General features: G+C 28.6%; 15 protein-coding genes. 11 read left to right on the plus strand and 4 right to left on the minus strand.

Annotated elements, in window-relative coordinates:
* The first annotated feature begins 82 nt into the window (after positions 1-82).
* Genes N4A48_RS14745 through N4A48_RS14755 form a run of 3 tightly spaced genes read left to right on the plus strand, consistent with a single transcriptional unit; the run spans position 83 to position 4,375 of the window.
* The gene (locus N4A48_RS14745; RefSeq protein ID WP_293667184.1) at positions 83-1,429 is read left to right on the plus strand and encodes a 2-isopropylmalate synthase; all 1,347 of its coding nucleotides are present in this window, start codon (positions 83-85) and stop codon (positions 1,427-1,429) included.
* Between the two features lie 11 nt (positions 1,430-1,440).
* Entirely contained in the window at positions 1,441-3,375 is a 1,935-nt protein-coding gene (locus N4A48_RS14750) for an aconitate hydratase (protein WP_293667186.1), read from the plus strand.
* A 1-nt stretch (position 3,376) separates the two neighbouring features.
* A complete protein-coding gene (locus N4A48_RS14755; RefSeq protein ID WP_293667188.1) occupies positions 3,377-4,375 on the plus strand; it encodes an isocitrate/isopropylmalate dehydrogenase family protein in 999 nt (332 codons plus the stop codon).
* A gap of 86 nt (positions 4,376-4,461) precedes the next feature.
* On the opposite strand, the gene N4A48_RS14760 is transcribed toward N4A48_RS14755, so the two are convergent.
* Positions 4,462-6,063, minus strand: coding sequence for a peptide chain release factor 3 (locus tag N4A48_RS14760; protein WP_293667190.1), 1,602 nt, complete (start codon positions 6,061-6,063; stop codon positions 4,462-4,464).
* Between the two features lie 233 nt (positions 6,064-6,296).
* On the opposite strand from N4A48_RS14760, the gene N4A48_RS14765 reads away from it, so the two are divergent.
* Positions 6,297-8,378 (plus strand): methyl-accepting chemotaxis protein, encoded by a 2,082-nt coding sequence (locus tag N4A48_RS14765; RefSeq protein WP_293667192.1) that lies wholly within the window; start codon positions 6,297-6,299, stop codon positions 8,376-8,378.
* Positions 8,379-8,459: 81 nt separating this feature from the next.
* Here N4A48_RS14765 and N4A48_RS14770 read toward each other — a convergent pair whose 3' ends face one another.
* The gene (locus N4A48_RS14770; RefSeq protein ID WP_293667194.1) at positions 8,460-9,218 is read right to left on the minus strand and encodes a 3'-5' exonuclease; all 759 of its coding nucleotides are present in this window, start codon (positions 9,216-9,218) and stop codon (positions 8,460-8,462) included.
* 229 nt (positions 9,219-9,447) lie between these two features.
* Between N4A48_RS14770 and N4A48_RS14775 the strand changes: the two genes are divergently transcribed.
* The 7 genes from N4A48_RS14775 to N4A48_RS14805 all read left to right on the plus strand — a co-directional run bounded on the left by N4A48_RS14775 (position 9,448) and on the right by N4A48_RS14805 (position 17,166).
* Entirely contained in the window at positions 9,448-9,747 is a 300-nt protein-coding gene (locus tag N4A48_RS14775; RefSeq protein WP_293667196.1) for an ATP-dependent Clp protease adaptor ClpS, read from the plus strand.
* A gap of 4 nt (positions 9,748-9,751) precedes the next feature.
* The gene (gene clpA, locus N4A48_RS14780; RefSeq protein ID WP_293667197.1) at positions 9,752-11,983 is read left to right on the plus strand and encodes an ATP-dependent Clp protease ATP-binding subunit ClpA; all 2,232 of its coding nucleotides are present in this window, start codon (positions 9,752-9,754) and stop codon (positions 11,981-11,983) included.
* Positions 11,984-12,369: 386 nt separating this feature from the next.
* A complete protein-coding gene (locus N4A48_RS14785) occupies positions 12,370-13,182 on the plus strand; it encodes a stalk domain-containing protein (protein ID WP_293667199.1) in 813 nt (270 codons plus the stop codon).
* A 238-nt stretch (positions 13,183-13,420) separates the two neighbouring features.
* Positions 13,421-15,562 (plus strand): ATP-binding protein, encoded by a 2,142-nt coding sequence (locus tag N4A48_RS14790; RefSeq protein ID WP_293667201.1) that lies wholly within the window; start codon positions 13,421-13,423, stop codon positions 15,560-15,562.
* On the plus strand, positions 15,531-15,917 hold the full coding sequence (locus N4A48_RS14795; protein WP_293667203.1) for a response regulator: 387 nt from the start codon (positions 15,531-15,533) through the stop codon (positions 15,915-15,917). The genes N4A48_RS14790 and N4A48_RS14795 overlap by 32 nt, the downstream gene beginning before the upstream one ends.
* A complete protein-coding gene (locus N4A48_RS14800) occupies positions 15,914-16,906 on the plus strand; it encodes an HD domain-containing phosphohydrolase (protein WP_293667205.1) in 993 nt (330 codons plus the stop codon). The genes N4A48_RS14795 and N4A48_RS14800 overlap by 4 nt, the downstream gene beginning before the upstream one ends.
* Before the next feature lie 80 nt (positions 16,907-16,986).
* Positions 16,987-17,166: a hypothetical protein gene (locus N4A48_RS14805; protein ID WP_293667207.1), complete on the plus strand. Its 180-nt coding sequence runs from the start codon at positions 16,987-16,989 to the stop codon at positions 17,164-17,166.
* Positions 17,167-17,536: 370 nt separating this feature from the next.
* Here the strand turns inward: N4A48_RS14805 and N4A48_RS14810 are convergent, their stop codons facing one another.
* Positions 17,537-18,061 carry a DNA-deoxyinosine glycosylase gene (locus tag N4A48_RS14810; protein ID WP_293667209.1) on the minus strand — a complete coding sequence of 175 codons (525 nt, stop codon included), beginning with the start codon at positions 18,059-18,061 and terminating at the stop codon, positions 17,537-17,539.
* Positions 18,062-18,261: 200 nt separating this feature from the next.
* On the minus strand, positions 18,262-19,269 hold the full coding sequence (locus tag N4A48_RS14815; RefSeq protein ID WP_293667211.1) for a lamin tail domain-containing protein: 1,008 nt from the start codon (positions 19,267-19,269) through the stop codon (positions 18,262-18,264).
* Positions 19,270-19,590: the final 321 nt, after the last annotated feature.

Raw genomic sequence — 19,590 nt, forward strand, 5'->3', positions numbered from 1 at the left:
AATGTAGTAATAAACTAAATGAAATATCTCAACTTATAAATTTCAAAAATATAAAAATGCTTTTGAAAGGGGTTGTATTGTTATGAAAAGTTCTATTGTAAATTTGTCTAATCCAAATTATTTTAAAAATGTATTTCCATATTCTCAAATTCCTAAGGTAGAGTTTAATAATATTTTACTTCCAATGGAACTTCCGAATGATATATGGATTACTGATACAACTTTTAGAGATGGTCAGCAGTCTATGTCTTCTTTTAATGTGGATCAAATAGTTAGACTATATGATTATTTACATAAGATAGACAATAAATCAGGAATTATTAGACAATCTGAATTTTTTCTTTATTCAAAGAAGGATAGAAAAGCAGTTTTAAAGTGTATGGACAGAGGATATACTTTTCCTCAGATAACTTCTTGGATTAGAGCCAAGAAAGAAGATTTAAAATTAGTTAAAGAAATGGAGATTAAAGAAACAGGAATGCTTATGTCTTGTTCTGATTATCATATATTCAAAAAATTAAAAATAACAAGAGAAAAAGCTCTTAATATGTACCTAGATATTGCAAGAGAGGCTATTGAAAATAAAATAGTACCAAGATGCCACCTTGAGGATATAACTAGAGCAGATTTTTATGGGTTTGTAGTTCCTCTAGTTAGGTCTTTGATGGATTTATCAAAAGAATCCGGAGTTGATATAAAAATAAGAGCTTGTGACACATTAGGGCTTGGAATTTCTTATACAGGAACATCTCTTCCAAGAAGTGTACCTGCAATTATACATGGTCTTAGAAACGAATGCAATGTCCCATCTAAGTCTATAGAGTGGCACGGACATAATGATTTTTACTCTGTTGTAACAAACTCTGTATCAGCTTGGATGTATGGAGCATCTTCTGTAAATACTACTCTATTTGGGATAGGAGAAAGAACAGGCAACTGCCCGATTGAAGCTATGTTAATAAATTACGGACAGTTAAAGGGAAATATTAAGAGTATGAATCTTAAACTTTTATCTGAAGTTGGTAAATGTTTCCAAAGAGAGATGGATTATGTTATTCATCCACAAACTCCATTTGTAGGAAGTGAATTTAATGTAACTAAGGCTGGTATACATGCTGATGGAATATTAAAGGATGTAGAAATATACAACTCTTTTGATACTGAGAAAATACTAAGTAGACCTATAATAGTATCTGTTAATCAATATTCAGGAGTAGCTGGTATTGCAGCTTGGATTAATACTTATTTTAGATTGAGTGAAGGTCAAAAAATATCTAAGACTGATGAGAGGATATATCCTATTAAAAGATGGGTAGATGATCAGTACGCAGGTGGAAGAACTACAGTTATAAGAAATGAAGAGTTAAAGAAAATAACTTATATGTATTTACCACATATAGAAAAAATAGAAAAAATCCAAGCAGTTTAAGGAGGGGTAATATGAATCTTACAGTAGCTCAAAGAATTATTAATAGTCATATTGTCAGTGGGGAGTTTAAAAAAGGATGTGAGGTTGGAATAAGAATAGATCAAACTTTGACACAAGATTCTACAGGAACTATGGCCTATCTTCAACTTGAAAACATGGGCATAGATAAAGTGAAAACTAAAAAATCGGTAGCTTATATAGATCATAATACAATTCAAGCAGGGCCTGAGAATGCAGATGATCATTTGTATATTCAAACGGTTGCTAAAAAGTATGGAATATATTTCTCAAAGCCAGGGAATGGAATATGTCATCAGGTTCATCTTGAAAGATTTGGAGTTCCAGGTCAAACACTTTTAGGGTCTGATAGTCATACTCCTACTTGTGGAGGTCTTGGGATGTTGGCTATTGGAGCTGGAGGACTTGATGTGGCGGTTGCTATGGCAGGTGGACAGTATTATATAAACACTCCTGATATAGTAAAGGTAGAATTAACAGGTAAACTAAACAAAGGGGTATCTGCAAAAGATATAATATTAGAGGTTTTAAATAGATATACAGTAAAAGGTGGAGTCAATAAGATATTTGAATACTGCGGTGAAGCGTTAAAGTATTTAAGTGTTCCTCAAAGAGCAACTATAACTAATATGGGAGCAGAACTTGGTGCTACAACATCTATATTTCCATCTGATGATGTAACTTATGAATTTTTAAAGTCTCAAGGTAGAGAAAAAGATTACGTTGAAATATTAGCTGATGAAGGAGCAGTATATGATGAATCTATAATTATAGATTTAGGTAAGTTAAAACCTTTGGCAGCGTGTCCTCATAGTCCTGATAATGTAGTGCCTGTAGATGAACTTAAAAATATAAAGGTAAATCAAGTTGCAATAGGAAGTTGTACTAACTCATCTTTTGTAGATATGATGAAGGTAGCTAAAATTTTAGAGAATAAAACTATTGCAGAGCATGTATCGCTTGTTATATCTCCAGGGTCTAAGCAGGTATTGAATATGCTAGCTGCAAATGGAGCTTTGGCCAAAATGGTATCTGCTGGTGCTAGAATACTTGAATCTGCATGTGGGCCTTGTATAGGAATGGGTCAGGCACCAAGTACTAATGGGGTATCACTTAGAACATTTAATAGAAACTTTAAGGGAAGATCTGGAACGACATCTGCTGATATATATATAGTAAGTCCAGAGGTTGCTGCTGTATCTGCTATAGCAGGATATATAACAAGTCCTGATGAAATAGATAATGTGGAAATTTCTATGCCTGATAAGTTCTTGATAAATGATAACTTAATCATTTCCCCTGCTAGAGAAGGAGAAGAGGTTGAGATAATTAAAGGTCCTAATATTAAAGATTTTCCTAAAACAGAGCCTTTAAAAGATACATTAAAAGGAAAAATACTAATAAAGGTAGATGACAATATAACTACTGATCATATTATGCCCTCGAATGCAAAATTACTTCCATATAGATCAAATATCCCTTATTTGTCTGAATACTGCTTTAAACCATGTGATTCGGATTTTCCTAGTAGAGCAAAAGAGCTTAAAGGAGGATTTATAGTAGGAGGATTAAATTATGGTCAAGGATCTAGTCGTGAACATGCAGCCTTAGCTCCGCTGTATCTCGGAATAAAAGCAGTAATTGCAAAATCCTTTGCAAGAATACACAAGCAGAACCTTATAAATAACGGTATACTTCCTCTGACTTTTGAAAATGATACAGATTATGATGATATAGAATTAATGGATGAAATATTGATTGATGATAGTTTGAAAAATATAGATATAGGGATATTTATATTGAAGAATTTAACTAAGAATAAATCATACAAAGTAAATCTGGATATAACAAATAGACAAAAGAAAATGATACTATCAGGTGGACTTTTAAACTTGATAAAAGAAAATAAGGATATAGGGGGAAAATAATATGCCAAATAAAATAACGTTAATTCCAGGAGATGGAATAGGACCTGAGGTAGTATACGCTACAAAGGATATAATAGACAAAAGCGGAGCAGAAATTGAATGGGAGATATTAAATGCTGGTATTTGTGTAATGGATGAGTATAATACACCTTTGCCAGATAAGGTAATAGATAGTATAAAAAAGAACAAAGTAGCACTAAAGGGACCTATAACAACTCCTGTAGGAACAGGATTTAGAAGTGTGAATGTAGCTTTGAGGCAAAAACTTAATTTATATGCAAATATAAGACCTATTAAATCTTATGAAGGTATAAATACACTTCACAAAAATGTTGACTTCGTAATCGTAAGAGAAAACACTGAAGGGCTTTATGCTGGTATAGAGCATAGAGTTGGGGATGAGGCGTGCGAGAGTATAAAAATAATAACTAAAAAAGCATCTGATAGAATAGCAAAATTTGCATTTGAACTTGCAAAAAAAGAAAACAGAAAAAAAGTAACTGCAACTCATAAAGCAAATATAATGAAGCTTTCAGATGGACTATTTTTAAAATGTGCAAAGGATGTAGCAAAAGATTATGAGATAGACTTTGAAGATGTTATAGTAGATGCTATGAGTATGAAACTTGTTATGAATCCTCAAAATTATGATGTAGTAGTGGCACCTAATTTATATGGAGATGTTTTATCTGATATGAGTGCTGGGTTAATAGGAGGATTAGGAATGGCTCCTGGTGCAAATATTGGAGATAATATAGCCGTATTTGAACCCGTTCACGGTTCAGCTCCTGATATAGCAGGTAAAAATTTAGCAAATCCTATATCTTGCATACTAACAGGCGTTATGATGCTTAAATATATAGGTGAGAATGATGCTGCTTTAAAGATCGAATCAGCACTGGAAAAGGTGTTCAAACAAAAGGATAAGTTGACCAAGGATTTGGTGGGAGGATTACTTGGAACAAAAGAGTTCGCACAAACTGTTATAGAGCATATGTAGAAAAATTTATTTAATATAATAAAAAGTAGTTACCTGGGTTTAATTTATAAATCCAGATAACTACTTTTTTGGGGAGTAGACGATTTCTAATATATAGAAGTCTCGCTCAAAACTAATCCTTCATTTCTGCTTACTAATTGGTTAGGAGACCATTCGCTTTGGAATAAGAAAGCTGGATTTTTATCCTTATCCTCAACAAGTATAGTATCCATTGTCATAGACATATTATGAGTGTCAAAGCTTCCGATTTCTGCCCAACGTATAAAGCGGTAAGGAAGTCTTTGCATTGTTATATCAACATTATATTCGTTTTTTAATCTGTATTCTAATACTTCTAACTGAAGAACACCGACAACTCCTACTATAAGCTCCTCCATACCTATATTAGGACGCTTGTAAACTTGTATAGCCCCTTCTTCTGATATCTGAGTGATTCCTTTTAAGAATTGTTTTCTCTTTAAAGAATTTATAGTAGAGATTCTAGCAAAGTGTTCAGGAGCAAACTGTGGAATTCCTTTATACTGTAACTTTGATTGTTTTTGAGATAAAGTATCTCCAATATTAAATATTCCAGGATCATGTATACCTATTATATCACCTGGATAAGCAGAGTCTACAATAACACGATCTTGTGCTACGAATTGTTGAGGTTGAGCAAGTTTAACTTTTTTGCCTCTTTGAACATGATTTACTGACATACCTTTTTCGAATTTACCAGAGCATATTCTTAAGAATGCTATTCTATCTCTATGAGCTTTATCCATGTTAGCTTGAATCTTGAATATAAATCCTGAGAAATTATCAGATTCAGGATCTACAACTCCCATATTACTATCACGAGGTGTTGGTGGTGCAGTTATATCAAGGAATGATTCAAGGAATGGCTCAACACCGAAGTTTGTAAGAGCACTTCCAAAAAATACTGGTGTTAATTCTCCCTTTAATATTTGATCTAAATCAAATGGATCTCCAGCTACATCTAAAAGTTCGATATCATTTAATAATTGTTCATGAAGAGCATTACCTAACAGGTCAGCAAATTTTTCATCATCTACTTTTCCAACTATAGATTTAGCTATAGATTGTCCGTGATTTCCATCGTCAAATACCTCTATTTGATCTTTCAGGCGATTAAATACTCCTTTAAACTCTTTACCTGATCCTATTGGCCAGTTAACAGGACAAGAACGAATTCCTAATACATTCTCAAGATCCTCCATTAGTTCAAATGGATCTTTTCCTTGTCTATCCATTTTATTTATAAAAGTAAATATTGGGATTCCTCTCATCTTACAAACTTGGAATAATTTTTTTGTTTGTGCCTCTACACCTTTAGCAGAGTCTATAACCATTACGGCACTATCAGCTGCCATAAGAGTTCTATAAGTATCTTCACTGAAGTCCTGGTGTCCAGGGGTATCTAGTATGTTAATGCAAAAATTGTTGTACTCAAATTGAAGTACACTCGATGTAACAGATATACCTCTTTGTTTTTCTATCTCCATCCAGTCCGATACAGCATGTTTTTGAGATCTTCTAGATTTAACAGATCCTGCTTGGTGAATTGCTCCTCCGTATAATAAGAATTTTTCGGTTAATGTAGTTTTTCCGGCATCAGGATGGGAAATGATTGCAAATGTTCTTCTTCTTCTAACCTCATCAATAAAGTTTAAATTTTGTTGTGACATTTTAAAACTCCTCTATTTTATAAATTTTAATGTATATTTAAGTAAAAGCCTAACATTATGATGTTATAACTTTATTGTTAAACTGTCAATTAGTATTTAAAATATCTTTAATAAAGATTGTATAACTTGTAAGTAAACCAAGAATAGTATATGTGGGAAAATTCTGAAAAAACGGATATGAATATAAAGATAGATGCTTATCGTACGATATATATAGCGGAGGTGTTAGAATAATGAAAAATAAAATCGACTTTTCTGGAATTAAAGCAAAACTAACTAGCGCTATATTGATTTTCATGTTAATACCTATTATCGCAATTAGCTTTTATGTGAATATTGAATTTGAAAAACAATTAAATGAAGATTTTGTGAAATCAACAACAAAAGAAATTATACAGGTAGATAATGCTATAAATATGTATTTTGAAACGGTTGAAGAAAATACTAATTTATTAGCAAGTAATCCTTTGGTTAAGAAAGCTGATGAAACAATAACATCATATATTAATCTACAAGGAGATAGTGAAGGTAATATAAAAATGACTCCTTCTCAAAATGGAGGAATTGAACAAGCAATTTATAATCTATATTTAAATTTTAAAGAATCACATCCTAAGTCATCTTATGTTTATATGGCTACGAAAGATGGAGGCTATATACAATTACCGGAAGGTAATATATGGGAAGGATATAATCCTAAAGAAAGACCTTATTACAAATACGCTATAGAAAATAGCGGAAAAACAGTTAGAACTGCTCCTTATTATTTTGAAGCAGATAATAGTACAAATATAAGTACGGTGAGAACTATAGAAAATGATAAAGGAGAAGTAATTGGAGTTCAAGGGCTTGATGTAAGCTTAGATGGACTAACTGATATATTGAAAAATATAAAAATTGGAGAAACTGGATATATAATTTTGGTTGATAAAGATGGAACGATAATATCTCATCCTAAAAATAATGAGATGAATTTCAAAAATATTAAAGAGCTTGAAGTTGAAAGATTAAATAATATACAGGATATAAATTCGGAAAATTTCGAAATTATTCTTAATAATAAAGATTATTTCGTCAATATATATACATCGCCTAAAACAGAGTGGAAATTTATAGCTGTGGTAGAAAAAGAAGAATTAATGCAGAGTGCAAATAAAATAAAAAAATCTATTTCATTTATAGCAATAATGTTCATATTAATTGCATTTATAATATCTATTATTTTTTCAAATAAATTCTCAAAGCCTATATTAGTTATAGTAAACCAGTTAAACTATATAAAAGATGGGAATTTCACAAAAAAAATGCCTGATAATCTTTTAAAAAGAAAAGATGAATTTGGAAATCTTTCTATTACTATTGAGACTATGCAGGAGTATTTAAGTAATATGGTTAAACAAATAAAAGATTCTGCTAAAATGGTATCTGATTCTTCAAAATCATTAGTTGAAATGACTGATGAAACAAGTAAGGCTACAAATGAAATAGCTACATCTATTGAGCAGGTTGCAACAAGCAGTTATGAGGAAGCTAAAGATATAGAACAAGGAGCAGTTAAATTAAATGAACTGTCAAATAGTATACAGAGTGTTTCAGATAGAAATATTGAAATGAAAAGTATATCAAATGATACCTATGGATTTAGTAGCAAGGGCTTAAATGTTTTAAAAACACTTATAGAAAAGTCATCAAATGTAAATGAATCTGTAGAAGAAGTAAATGATATAATTAAGGAAATGGATGGAATGTCAGATCAAATAGGAACTATTACAGATGCTATTAAGCAAATAGCAGAGCAAACAAATCTACTTGCTTTAAATGCCGCTATAGAAGCTGCTAGAGCAGGAGAGAGTGGGAAAGGATTTGCAGTTGTTGCGGAAGAAGTTAGGAAATTAGCTGAACAATCTGAAAATTCTACTGGAAACATAAAACGATTAATTGAAAAAATACAATATCAATCTAAAGTTGCAGTTGAAAGAATGGCTGTAACTAAAAATATAACAAAAGAACAAAGAAGTTGTGTAAATGAAACTGAAAGTATTTTTAAAGAAATATTAGATTCTATAAAAATAGTAACTGAAAAAGCTGTGGAAATACAAGATTATAATGAAGATATGAATGGAAAAAGAAATGAATTGGTAGATATAATAAGTAATATATCCGCTGTAGCTGAGGAAACAGCAGCTAGCTCACATCAAATTTCAGCTGCAACAGAAGAGCAAACAGCTACTGTGCAGGAAATTGCAAATTATGTTCAAAATTTAAAAACGTTGTCTGAGGAGTTAAAGAATTATTCGGATAAGTTTGAGGTGTAATTTTTAGATACAAAATGAATAGATTTTAGGAGATACCCTATAGAGTAGAAAAAAGATTACTTTATAGGGTATATTTTATTTTTAATTATCGATTTTCTTGTTATTAGCTACAGTAAATTGATTAGTTTTTCCCATCATATAAGCAAGTTTTATAATCTTTTTTTCATGTCTAGACATTTTCCTGGAATACATTTTTTCGAATTGTCTAAATAAAGCACTCATATCAACTTTGTGCTTTGCATTATTAGATCTTGATGTTTTATTTGGATCATATGTTTGAGGAATTATATTTTCGTTGTATATAATTTTGAATATTTTACTTGTGTAATAAGCATCATTAAAAGCATTATGAAATTCTTTATCAAGTGGTATTTTAAAAGTATCTACCGCATTCTGAAGACCTACGCTAAAACCTTTAGTAAAATTAAGGCGTTTGGTAGTGTGATTTTGAACATCTATATATTGTGTATTAACAGGAAAGTTTAATTTATGATAACGAATATTTCTAAATAGTTCTTTAATGTCGACTTTTCCCCAAACACAAAAAATACTCGATTCATCTATAAATTTCAAAAAATCCTTATAAATCAAGGGAAAGTAATCTGCCTTACTCAATTGATCCATATTTATACTGGTAAGTTCCTGTATATAGGGATGTAGATCTGTATATATTGTAGGTTTTATAAGTCTATCAAAAGTCCCTATAATATTAAAATTTTCATCTAGTTTAATTGCACCTATCTGAATTATTTCAAATGGGCATTTTATAGTTTCTTCTCTTGATGAGGATTTACTAGATCTTGGTTGATTGAATTCTAAGTCGTATATTATGTAATTCATAGTAATTACTCCTAACTATATAGAGTTGATTTTAGTTTTTCACTATACAGAGTGAAAATACGTATAGATAATATTATACATTAAATATAGAAAGTATAGTATTATTTATAAGGTTAAATATAATACAATATAAACAATCTACAATACTCTCCTATAATTACTATTAATATATAGTATAATATATCTATATCAAATAACGAGAACTAATCAGTGAAAATGGAGGACAAATATGGAAACTAACATTATAATTAAACAAAAAGATAAAATTAAAACAAAAAAGCCGAAACATTATAAAGTAATTATGTATAATGATGATTACACGACTATGGAATTTGTAATATATGTACTTATGAATATATTTAATAAAAAAATTGAAAGTGCCAATAAAATAATGCTTAATGTACATAAAAAGGGAGTTGGAATTGCTGGAGTATATCCTTATGATATTGCAGCAACTAAGGTCTCTATAGCTATGAATATGGCAAAAGAAGAGGGATTTCCGTTTAAACTTACTATTGAAGAGGAGTAAAAATATGAATATAACAAATATAGTGAATGAAGTAATACTAAAGGCTTATGAAGAAGCAAAGACAGCTAACTGTGAATATGTTACAGTAGAACATTTGCTTTATGTTTCTTTATATTATAATAAAGTTATAGATGCCCTTAAAGAATGTGGTGCAGACGTAGAGGAGCTAAAAAATAATTTGAAGGCTTATATAGATGAATATATAAATAAGGTGGATGATTTTGAACCTTTAGAAAGTGTAGCATTTCAACAAGTAATTATAATGGCCAATGCTCAGGTTAAAAGTTGTGGTAAAGATGTTATTGATATAGATCATTTGTTGTCAGCTATATACAATTTGGATGATAGCTATGCTAAATACTACTTATTAGATCAAGGAGTTACAAAAAGAGACTTTGTGTATAACTTATGCAGCACAGTTGGGGAAGAATATGAAATATTTGAGCAAGAATATGAAGAAGAAGCTGAATTTGAAGAAGAGCAAAAAAATGAATTAATTATAGGAAAGTATAGTTCAAATCTAACTGAAATTGTAAAAAATGAAAAAACTGATTCTCTAATAGGGAGGGAAGATATATTAAATAGAACTATCCAGATACTTTGTAGAAGAAATAAGAACAATCCTATTCATATAGGAGAGCCTGGAGTTGGAAAAACATCTATAACATTTGGTCTTGCAAGGCTTATTCTTCAGGGACAAGTACCTAATAAACTTAAAGAAGCTGAAATATTTTCACTTGATATAGGATCTATGCTATCTGGGACTAAATATAGGGGAGATTTTGAACAGAGAATAAAAAAGGTTCTAGATAATATAAAAGAACATGAAAATCCTATTGTGTATATAGATGAAATTCACAATATAGTAGGAGCTGGAGCATTAAGTGGGTCTTCACTAGATGCATCTAATTTATTAAAGCCATACTTATTAGAAGGAAAAATTAAGTTTATAGGTGCAAGTACGTTTGATGAATATAAAAAGTATTTTGAAAAAGATAAGTCGTTAAATAGAAGGTTTCAAAAGATAGAAATTAAAGAGCCTTCTATAAAAGAAACTATAGAAATATTAAATGGCTTAAAAGAAAACTATGAAAACTATCATAATGTAATATATACAGATAAATCTATAGAAAGTGCTGTTGTACTAAGTGATAAATATATAAATGATAAATTTTTACCTGATAAGGCTATTGATATATTAGATGAAGCAGGAGCTTATGTTAGGATGAATAAATATAATGAAGAAAAAATAGTCGTAGATGAGGATATGATTGAGAAAATATTATCAAAAGTATGTAATATACCTAAAGAAACTGTAGAAAATAATGAAATAAATTCTCTTAAGAATTTAGAAAAATCTTTGAAGAGTAATATATTTGGACAAGGTGAAGCTATTGAAGAAGTTACAAGATGCATTAAGATGTCAAGGGCTGGACTTAATGATGATAATAAACCTATTGCATCTATGCTGTTTTTAGGTCCTACTGGTGTTGGAAAAACTGAAATTGCTAAAAATATAGCTAAAAATTTAGGAATAGAGCTTGTAAGATTTGATATGAGCGAATATATGGAAAAACACTCGGCTTCTAAGTTGATAGGTTCACCTCCTGGATATGTAGGTTATGAAGAGGGTGGATTACTTACGGATTCTATTAGAAAAAATCCTCACTGTGTTTTACTTTTAGATGAGATAGAAAAATCTCATACAGATATATTAAATGTATTGCTTCAAGTTATGGACAATGCAACTCTTACTGATAATCAAGGAAGAAAAGCTGACTTTAAAAATGTAATAATAATAATGACCTCAAATGCAGGTGCTAAAGATATTGGTAAAAATTTTGTGGGGTTTGGAGATAGATGTATGGATTTACAGTCTATAGATGATGAGGTTAAAAAAATATTTAGCCCTGAATTTAGGAATAGACTTAATAAAATAGTTAAATTCAATAATGTAGATGAAAATATGGCGCTTAATATAACAAAAAAAGAACTTGAAAGGTTTAAAGAAAAGTTAAATAAAAAAAATATATCAATTGAATTTAAAAAATCTTGTATTGAATATATATCTAAAAAAGGAGTATCAAAAGAATTTGGAGCTAGAGAAATTATAAGGATTATAGATTCGAGATTAAAGCCCTTGCTGGTAGATGAGATTTTATTTGGAAATTTAAGCAATGGTGGAAGTTGTATAATAGATGTAGTTAATGGAGAATTTAAAATTCATATATTGTAAAAAAAGATGAACACTTTGTTCATCTTTTTTTGCTACAGAAAATTATGCGACTTTCAACTATTTTCAGGTAAAATAAGTAAAAATTGGATAAATTTATTATGAAAAAGTCTTCCTTCTGAAAATTTTCAATGTAAACTTTTTTGAAACTCATAACGAAAATTATATTTGTCTATAAGTTAAAAATGAATATAATTTCCTATTCGTTATAAAAATAGAATAATATTCAATAATTAAGGCATATTATATAAGAAACATGTTTTGAATTTGACAAAGAAACAAAAAATATTATAAAATGATAGTGTTAGACAAAAAAATACAACAATAGTACATGACTTTTGGATTTGTAATTTTTAGAATTAAGATAAAATAAGAAAGTGGGTTGTTTAATGAAAAAAAAACTAAGGATAATACTTTGTACAATGATTATCATATCTTTTTATATAACTTCATGCTTTGCACTTGAAGTAGAAGTTACTGTTAAGATAAATGATAATTACGTTAAGAGTGATCAAAAACATGTACTTATTAATGATGAAGTGTTTGTGCTTGGAAGATTCGTAGTTGAAGCTTTAAATGGACAAGTTACATGGAATGAGAATACTAAAAGCATGATAATTGAATATGAGGGAAAGAAAATAAAATTAACAGCAGATAGTGACGTGGCATACATAGATTCAAAAGAATATAAGTTAAAGTCAAAGCCTTTTTTAAGAGGAGGAAGAATGTACATACCAGTTAGGTTCGTTTCTGAAAATTTGAACTGTGATGTTAGCTGGATACATGAGACTTTTACTGTAAGTATAAAAAAAGAAAATTTAGTAATTTCCGACGAAAAATTTGAAAAAAGACCATATACAGATGAAGAAATGAGATTACTTGCAAAAATAATACAGGTAGAATCTGGTAATACAAAGATTGATGGAAGATTAGGAGTTGCCAATGTAGTTCTTAATAGAGTTAAAAGTGATAGATTTCCAAATGATATAAAAAGCGTTATATATCAACCTGGACAGTTCCCTCCAGCTCATAAACAATCATTTAAAACATTAAAGCCTAATAATCTAAGTAATATAGCTGCTAAAAAAGCACTTGAAGGTGTAAATAACGTTGAAAATTGCTTGTTTTTTAATTCAAGACCTTTTAAAAGTAAGAAAAAAGATTTATACAAAATAATAAATGGTGAATATTTTTATAAATAAAAATTTATTCAATAATTTAAGTTGAAAGCATATTGCCTTATATAGCAATGTGCTTTTAATATTTTCATATAGATAAGTGTTTGTCACCGCGTGAGTGAGTAGACGAATTTTTTTTAACTTTTAATTAGCATAATTAGTAAAAATATGTTAAAGTTTCCTAAAGATTTGTCGATATATAAATATAAATGATTGGAAAATTAAGCTTCACTTTATTCAAAAAGGGGTGGATGATTAAAATATGGATAGATTTTTACAAAATATACATTCGTTAGATAAGGAAGTTGCAAACAAAGTTTTAGATATACTTCCAAATCCCATATTTATAAAAAGTGATGAATATAAATATGTATATGTAAATGAAGAATTTTGCAAATATATAGGTAAATCAAAAAAAGATATATTAGGAAAATCGAATTATGATTTGTTTTCTATAGAAGAAGCTGATACCTATAAAGTAATAGATGATGCCATGATTGGTAATGGGATTATAGAAAAAGAATCTACAATATATGTAGATGATGAGTACAAACATATTTTAACTAGAAAAAATAAAATTCTTTATGATCGAAAACCTTGCTTAATTGGAGTAATTACAGATATAACAGAAATACAAAAATTCCAACAAAATCTTATTTATAAAATAAAGATAGAGAGATTAATAAGAAATGTATCGTCTATACTTGTGAATACAGGAAGAGGAGATCAAGATAAACAATTAAATCAAGTACTTGAAGAAATATCAAGATCTTTAGATATAGATAGGGCTTCTATTTTTACTATTTCAGATGATAAAAAAAATATAATTCTAACTAATTATTGGTATAAAGAAAAATGTAAATTTGAAAAAGATTGTTTTGATGAAACAGTAGAGATAGAAAAAATCCATTGGGGAATGAAAAAAATTAATAATTATGAAATATTTAAAGTTGATAACATAGAGGATATGCCAAAAGAAGCGGAGTATGAAAAAAATAGATTTAGAAAAAAAGGAATTAAATCAGTTTTGTCTATACCTTTGATTTTTAATAATAAAGTTATGGGATTTATAGGCTTTAATTTAATAAAAGAACAAAGGAAATGGAAAGAAAATGAAATAATTCTTCTGATGACTTTAAGTGAAATTATAGCAAGATTTATAGAATATAGAAGAGTGAAGGAAAGATTAACTAAAATTGAGAAGGATTTAACTTTTTTGGTTGAAAGTACTGAAATTGGAGTTGTTACAACAGATGAAAATGGTATAATAACTACAACTAACAAAGCTTATATGAAATTAATTGGATGTGAAGGACAAGAGGAAGTAATAGGCAAAAATATAACGCAATGGGTTTATAATGAAGAAAATAAAAGTGAATTTATTGAACTCTTAAAACAAAATAAACATATAAATGACTATAGTATTACATATAAAAAACTAAATGGAGAGAAGGTAAATTTACTTGTAAACGCTGTGATTCAAAAAAATGGAGAAAAAATGAAAATTACAGCTTTGTGTAAAGATGATACAGAAAGAATAAATTTGGAAAAAGAAAGAATAAAGCTATTAGAAAAATCGAGACGTTTGAATAATGAATTAGAATATAAAGTTATACAAAGAACTAAAGAACTTCAAAATGCATTGGTTATTGCAAAAGAAGCTAATAAAGCTAAAAGTGAATTTTTAGCAAATATGTCTCATGAATTAAGGACTCCGATGAATTCTATAATAGGATTTTCTGAAATATTAAAAGAGCAGTATTTTGGGACATTAAATGAAAAACAAATAGAATATGTGACTGACATACACGAAAGTGGAAAACACTTACTTTCTCTTATAAACGATATTTTAGACTTATCAAAAATAGAATCAGGAAAATTAGAAGTTAGTATTAATAAAGAAAATATAAAAGAACTTATTGAAAATACATTGATAATGGTAAAGGAAAAAAGTATAAAACATAGAATAAAAATTACGTATAAATATGAAGAAGATATTGAAACGTTGCAAGTTAAGACAGATACAAGGAAAGTTAAACAAATAATGTACAATCTGCTTTCTAATGCGGTAAAATTCACTCCAGATGATGGAAATATAGAAGTTAGAGTTAAAAAAAATCTTGAAAATATAATGGTAACAGTAAAAGATAATGGAATTGGTATAGATAAAAAATATCAATCTAAAATATTTGAAGAATTTTTTCAAGTAGAAGGAGGTATGACAGGGAAGACACCAGGTACAGGACTAGGTCTATCTCTTACAAAAAAAATGGCAAATATATTAGGTGGGAGTATATCTGTAAAAAGTGAAGGAAAAAATATGGGTAGTGAATTTATTTTGCAAATACCTATGCTTTTTGAAGGAGAAAAAAATGAAAAAAACAATATTGATAGTAGAAGATGAACCTAAAAATTTGAAGTTAGTTAAAGATTTAATGGTTATTTTTGAGTATAATACCATGGAAGCTAGGACAGGAGCAGAAGCTATAAAAATTTTAGAAAATAATTATAAAACAATAGACTTGGTGCTAATGGATATACAAATGCCTGTTATGGACGGATTGACTGCAGTACAAATTTTAAAAGAAAATGAACAAATCAAACATATTCCTATAATAGCATTGACTGCCTTGGCTATGAAAGATGATAAAGAAAAATTCATAAATGCTGGATTTGATGACTATATAAAGAAACCAATAGATATACGTGAGTTTAAAAAAGTTGTAAGTGATTACTTAGAAAGGAGAATTTCAATTTGACAAATAAGGAGAAAATTATATTAGTAATAGATGATGAAGAAATGAACTTAAAATTAGTAGAAGCTATGCTTATTCCGCAAGGTTATAAAATAGTTTTGTATAAAAGTTCTACTTTAGCATTTCAAGATATTGAGTCTATAAATCCAGATGTAATACTTTTGGATATAATGATGCCTGTAATGAACGGATTTGATTTTTTGAAAAAAATAAAACGTATTCCAAAGATAAAGAATGTACCTGTCGTAATGGTAACTGCCTTAAATGATGTTAAAAGTAGAGTGATCTCATTAGAATTAGGCTGTGATGATTTTATTTCAAAACCAATAGATAAGATTGAATTAAGATCTAGAGTGAAATCTTTAATAAAAGTAAAAGAGTATTATGATCATATAAAAAATCATAATGCAGTTTTAGAAGAAGAAATTAGAAAAAGAACATCTGAACTAGCGGAATCTTATAGAAAAGTGGTTGCTATAAACAAAGAATTAGAAGCGAATTTCTATAATGTAGTATTTATGACGTTTGATTTGATTTCAAATTTTGATAAAAGTCTAGCGGGACATTGTAAAAGAGTTGCTGAATATTGTTCTAAGATTACAGATAATTTAAATATAGAACAAGAATTAAAAAAAAATATAAAAATCGCAGCTCTTTTACATGATATAGGATTAATACAAATACCTAAAAAGAATAGAATGCATATAAATGAAGATTCAAATATAGGAGAAGAACTATTAGAAGCATATAAAAACCATCCTTTGATTTCTTTAAAATATTTTGAAAATTCTCCGAAATATAGTGAGATAATTAGGTTTATAGAAGGGCATCACGAAAGGTTAGATGGAACTGGATTTCCAAATGGGAAAAAAGATAAAGACATATTATTGGGATCAAAAATAATAGCAATAGCAGATTATTATGATACATTGAGATATGCTAGTAAAAAAACTAAAGATGAAGAAGTTATAGCACAAATGGAAAAAAAGTAGGCAGTTGGTTTGATGAAGAAATTTTTGAAATTTTTAGAAATATTATTTTTAATAATGATCCATTTTATGATATTATAGAGGTGGATATAAAAGACTTAGAGAGTGGTATGATAATTGCAGAAGCTATTACATCTTTAGATGTTGATGTTGTACTTTTAGTGTCTGAATCTATTTTAGATAAGAAAAAATTAGATAAAATTAAAAAATATTCTTCAAAATATAATATAAAGAATCCTATTAAAGTTTATAAGAACAGCTAAGGTTAAATATTAAATGTATTATTAAAAATACCCTAAATTTCGTGCAAATGAAATCTAGGGTATTTTTTTAGGAATAGACCCTAGTATTAAAATTTCGGATTCAGAGTCTAATGTAGATAAAAATATGCAGAAGGATAAAAAAATCTTATGTAGAATTATAAAATTAAGTAAAAGGGGTGATTTAATGAGTAGGGTATATAGAAAAATAAAGAATAAAAAGAGGTTGAATAGGAAAAGAAAAAAGATGCTTTTAACGAGTTTATTTATTGTGTTAGGGTTTTATGTATGTTTAAAATTTGCAATGTAAATTATACTATCTAAAATTTAAACAAGAATATAATTTGCTATTAATATATAAAATATACACTTCCTAAAGAAAGTGTATATTTTTTAAATTCTGATAGGAAATTATTACATTTTTGATTATACTCCAATTATCTAATTTGTATTCGAATTTTTTAGTGTTAGCAGGACTCGTAGATTCTAGTCTTTGGAATTTGATATTTTCAAAATTGAACCCTACTTTTTTCTTAAATACATTGTATGCTTTTAATCCGTTGAAAAATACGTATTCTATATTAGGATAGTTATTAAATAGAGATTCAAAATCATTAGCTTCTTCATTTTTAATATTTGAATCAAGGCTTCCTTCTCTATGACATGACTGTATAACATCCCATAAGGCAATATTATTTTTTTTCAAGAATAATATTCTGCTTTCATAATTATCATCAATAGGAGTATCGAATAATGAGTAAATTATTTTCCAAAATTGATTTTGGCGATATGCATAATATTGATGTTGTCTTAATGATTCTTTCCCAGGAATAGAGCCTAGTATTAAAATTTTGGAATCAGAGTTTACTATAGGTAAAAATGACTGTATATTTAACATTTATATCACTCCACTAAATTTATATTATTTAAAGATTATACCAAATAATTATAGCATATAACTAGATTGTTATATTAATAGATATTATTGTGTACATTATGTAAAAATATGCAGAAGGATAAAAATTTCCTATTCGTTATAAAAAAATATACACTTCTTATCTTAAAGGAAGTGTATAAAATATTTGTCTAATTAATCTATTAATTATCGAATCTATCAACAAGTTCACCTTTAGTGTTATATAATTCTGCAGGGTCGCTTTTCCTATTGTGCCAAGTACCTTTGCCGTCCAGCCAATGGAATTTTACATCTGAGTTTTTAGCAGAGTCGCCAACTTTTACAGATGAATTTGAATTTAAAGTGAATTTCGGAAATGTAAAAGACTGATTACCTATTACCGATAAAATCTTCCAACCAGTAAGGTCTACTGACTTACTTCCTGAATTTGTAATTATAATATATTCAACTTTTTTATCCAAATCAGTAATCATTACTTTTTTATTCATTGTGTTTGTTTGATTATCATGTGATACATTTGTTTCTAATTTTGCATTGACTTTATCTGGATTAACATTGTCAAATTCATCATATACAACATTTCCGTTGATTGTATATTTGTAACTATAATGACTTGGTATCTGAGTATTTATATTTGGGTAAGTTATGACAGCAATAAAATCTGTGCAACCACCAGCATTTCTGATAACTTTCTCCATATAAGCCTGATCCCCGTGTCTGTTAAGTGTGCTTTCTTGCGGTGTTATATTATAGGAATTTGAAACACCACCAAGAGAATCAGCTATAACATGACCTTCATCCAAAGTTGGACTTTCTACTCCTGGTACTTTTGCTTCATCGGAATAATATCTTCCGGTTGATAGAACAGGTTCAGTAGATTCATTCTGCAAAGTAATTTTGTTAGCTGTTACTTTAACCAATTGACTATGCTCATTCGTATAAGCATAATACTCTCTATCACCATACCCTATATCTACAACAACGTTAGGCTCTCTATGGCCCGATTGATTTCCGCCATCAACTTCAATTAATTTATTTCTTTCAAGTGAATCTTCTGTTGTCAATACTTCTTCGCTTTTTGATTGTTCTTCATCTAAAACAATATTCTCATCAGTATTACTACATCCATTTAAAAGTAGCATTACTGTTATAAAGCACATAAGCACTTGTATGTTTAATTTTTTTTTCAAAATATTCAACTTCCTTTCGTTTTTATTTATATTTTTCGAATTGGTTGTCAGGATAATCTTTACAGAACGAATATTCGACTAATAACTACAAAAAACCTTTTAAAAAAACAATAAAAAATAAAAAAGAAAATATTAAAAAAAATATTAAAAAAATATAAAAAAGTGTTGACGAATTATTTTAAAGGTGATATATTATTACTTGTCCTCGACAACGAGGCAAACACGAAACACAAAATGAACTTTGAAAATTAAACAGTAGGTTATAAATAAATCACAACAGTGATTTTCGGAAACAACACATTAAGTCAGTTTACTGAGTAC

Source organism: Tepidibacter sp. (assembly GCF_025210165.1).
In the GTDB taxonomy this organism is placed as follows: Bacteria; Bacillota; Clostridia; order Peptostreptococcales; family Peptostreptococcaceae; genus Tepidibacter_A.

Bases quoted from the DNA above. Each gene is read 5' to 3' on its own strand.
- N4A48_RS14745 (WP_293667184.1), top strand. From the start codon at position 83: ATGAAAAGTTCTATTGTAAATTTGTCTAATCCAAATTATTTTAAAAAT.
- N4A48_RS14750 (WP_293667186.1), top strand. From the start codon at position 1,441: ATGAATCTTACAGTAGCTCAAAGAATTATTAATAGTCATATTGTCAGT.
- N4A48_RS14755 (WP_293667188.1), top strand. From the start codon at position 3,377: ATGCCAAATAAAATAACGTTAATTCCAGGAGATGGAATAGGACCTGAG.
- N4A48_RS14760 (WP_293667190.1), bottom strand. From the start codon at position 6,063: ATGTCACAACAAAATTTAAACTTTATTGATGAGGTTAGAAGAAGAAGA.
- N4A48_RS14765 (WP_293667192.1), top strand. From the start codon at position 6,297: ATGAAAAATAAAATCGACTTTTCTGGAATTAAAGCAAAACTAACTAGC.
- N4A48_RS14770 (WP_293667194.1), bottom strand. From the start codon at position 9,218: ATGAATTACATAATATACGACTTAGAATTCAATCAACCAAGATCTAGT.
- N4A48_RS14775 (WP_293667196.1), top strand. From the start codon at position 9,448: ATGGAAACTAACATTATAATTAAACAAAAAGATAAAATTAAAACAAAA.
- clpA (WP_293667197.1), top strand. From the start codon at position 9,752: ATGAATATAACAAATATAGTGAATGAAGTAATACTAAAGGCTTATGAA.
- N4A48_RS14785 (WP_293667199.1), top strand. From the start codon at position 12,370: ATGAAAAAAAAACTAAGGATAATACTTTGTACAATGATTATCATATCT.
- N4A48_RS14790 (WP_293667201.1), top strand. From the start codon at position 13,421: ATGGATAGATTTTTACAAAATATACATTCGTTAGATAAGGAAGTTGCA.
- N4A48_RS14795 (WP_293667203.1), top strand. From the start codon at position 15,531: ATGAAAAAAACAATATTGATAGTAGAAGATGAACCTAAAAATTTGAAG.
- N4A48_RS14810 (WP_293667209.1), bottom strand. From the start codon at position 18,061: ATGTTAAATATACAGTCATTTTTACCTATAGTAAACTCTGATTCCAAA.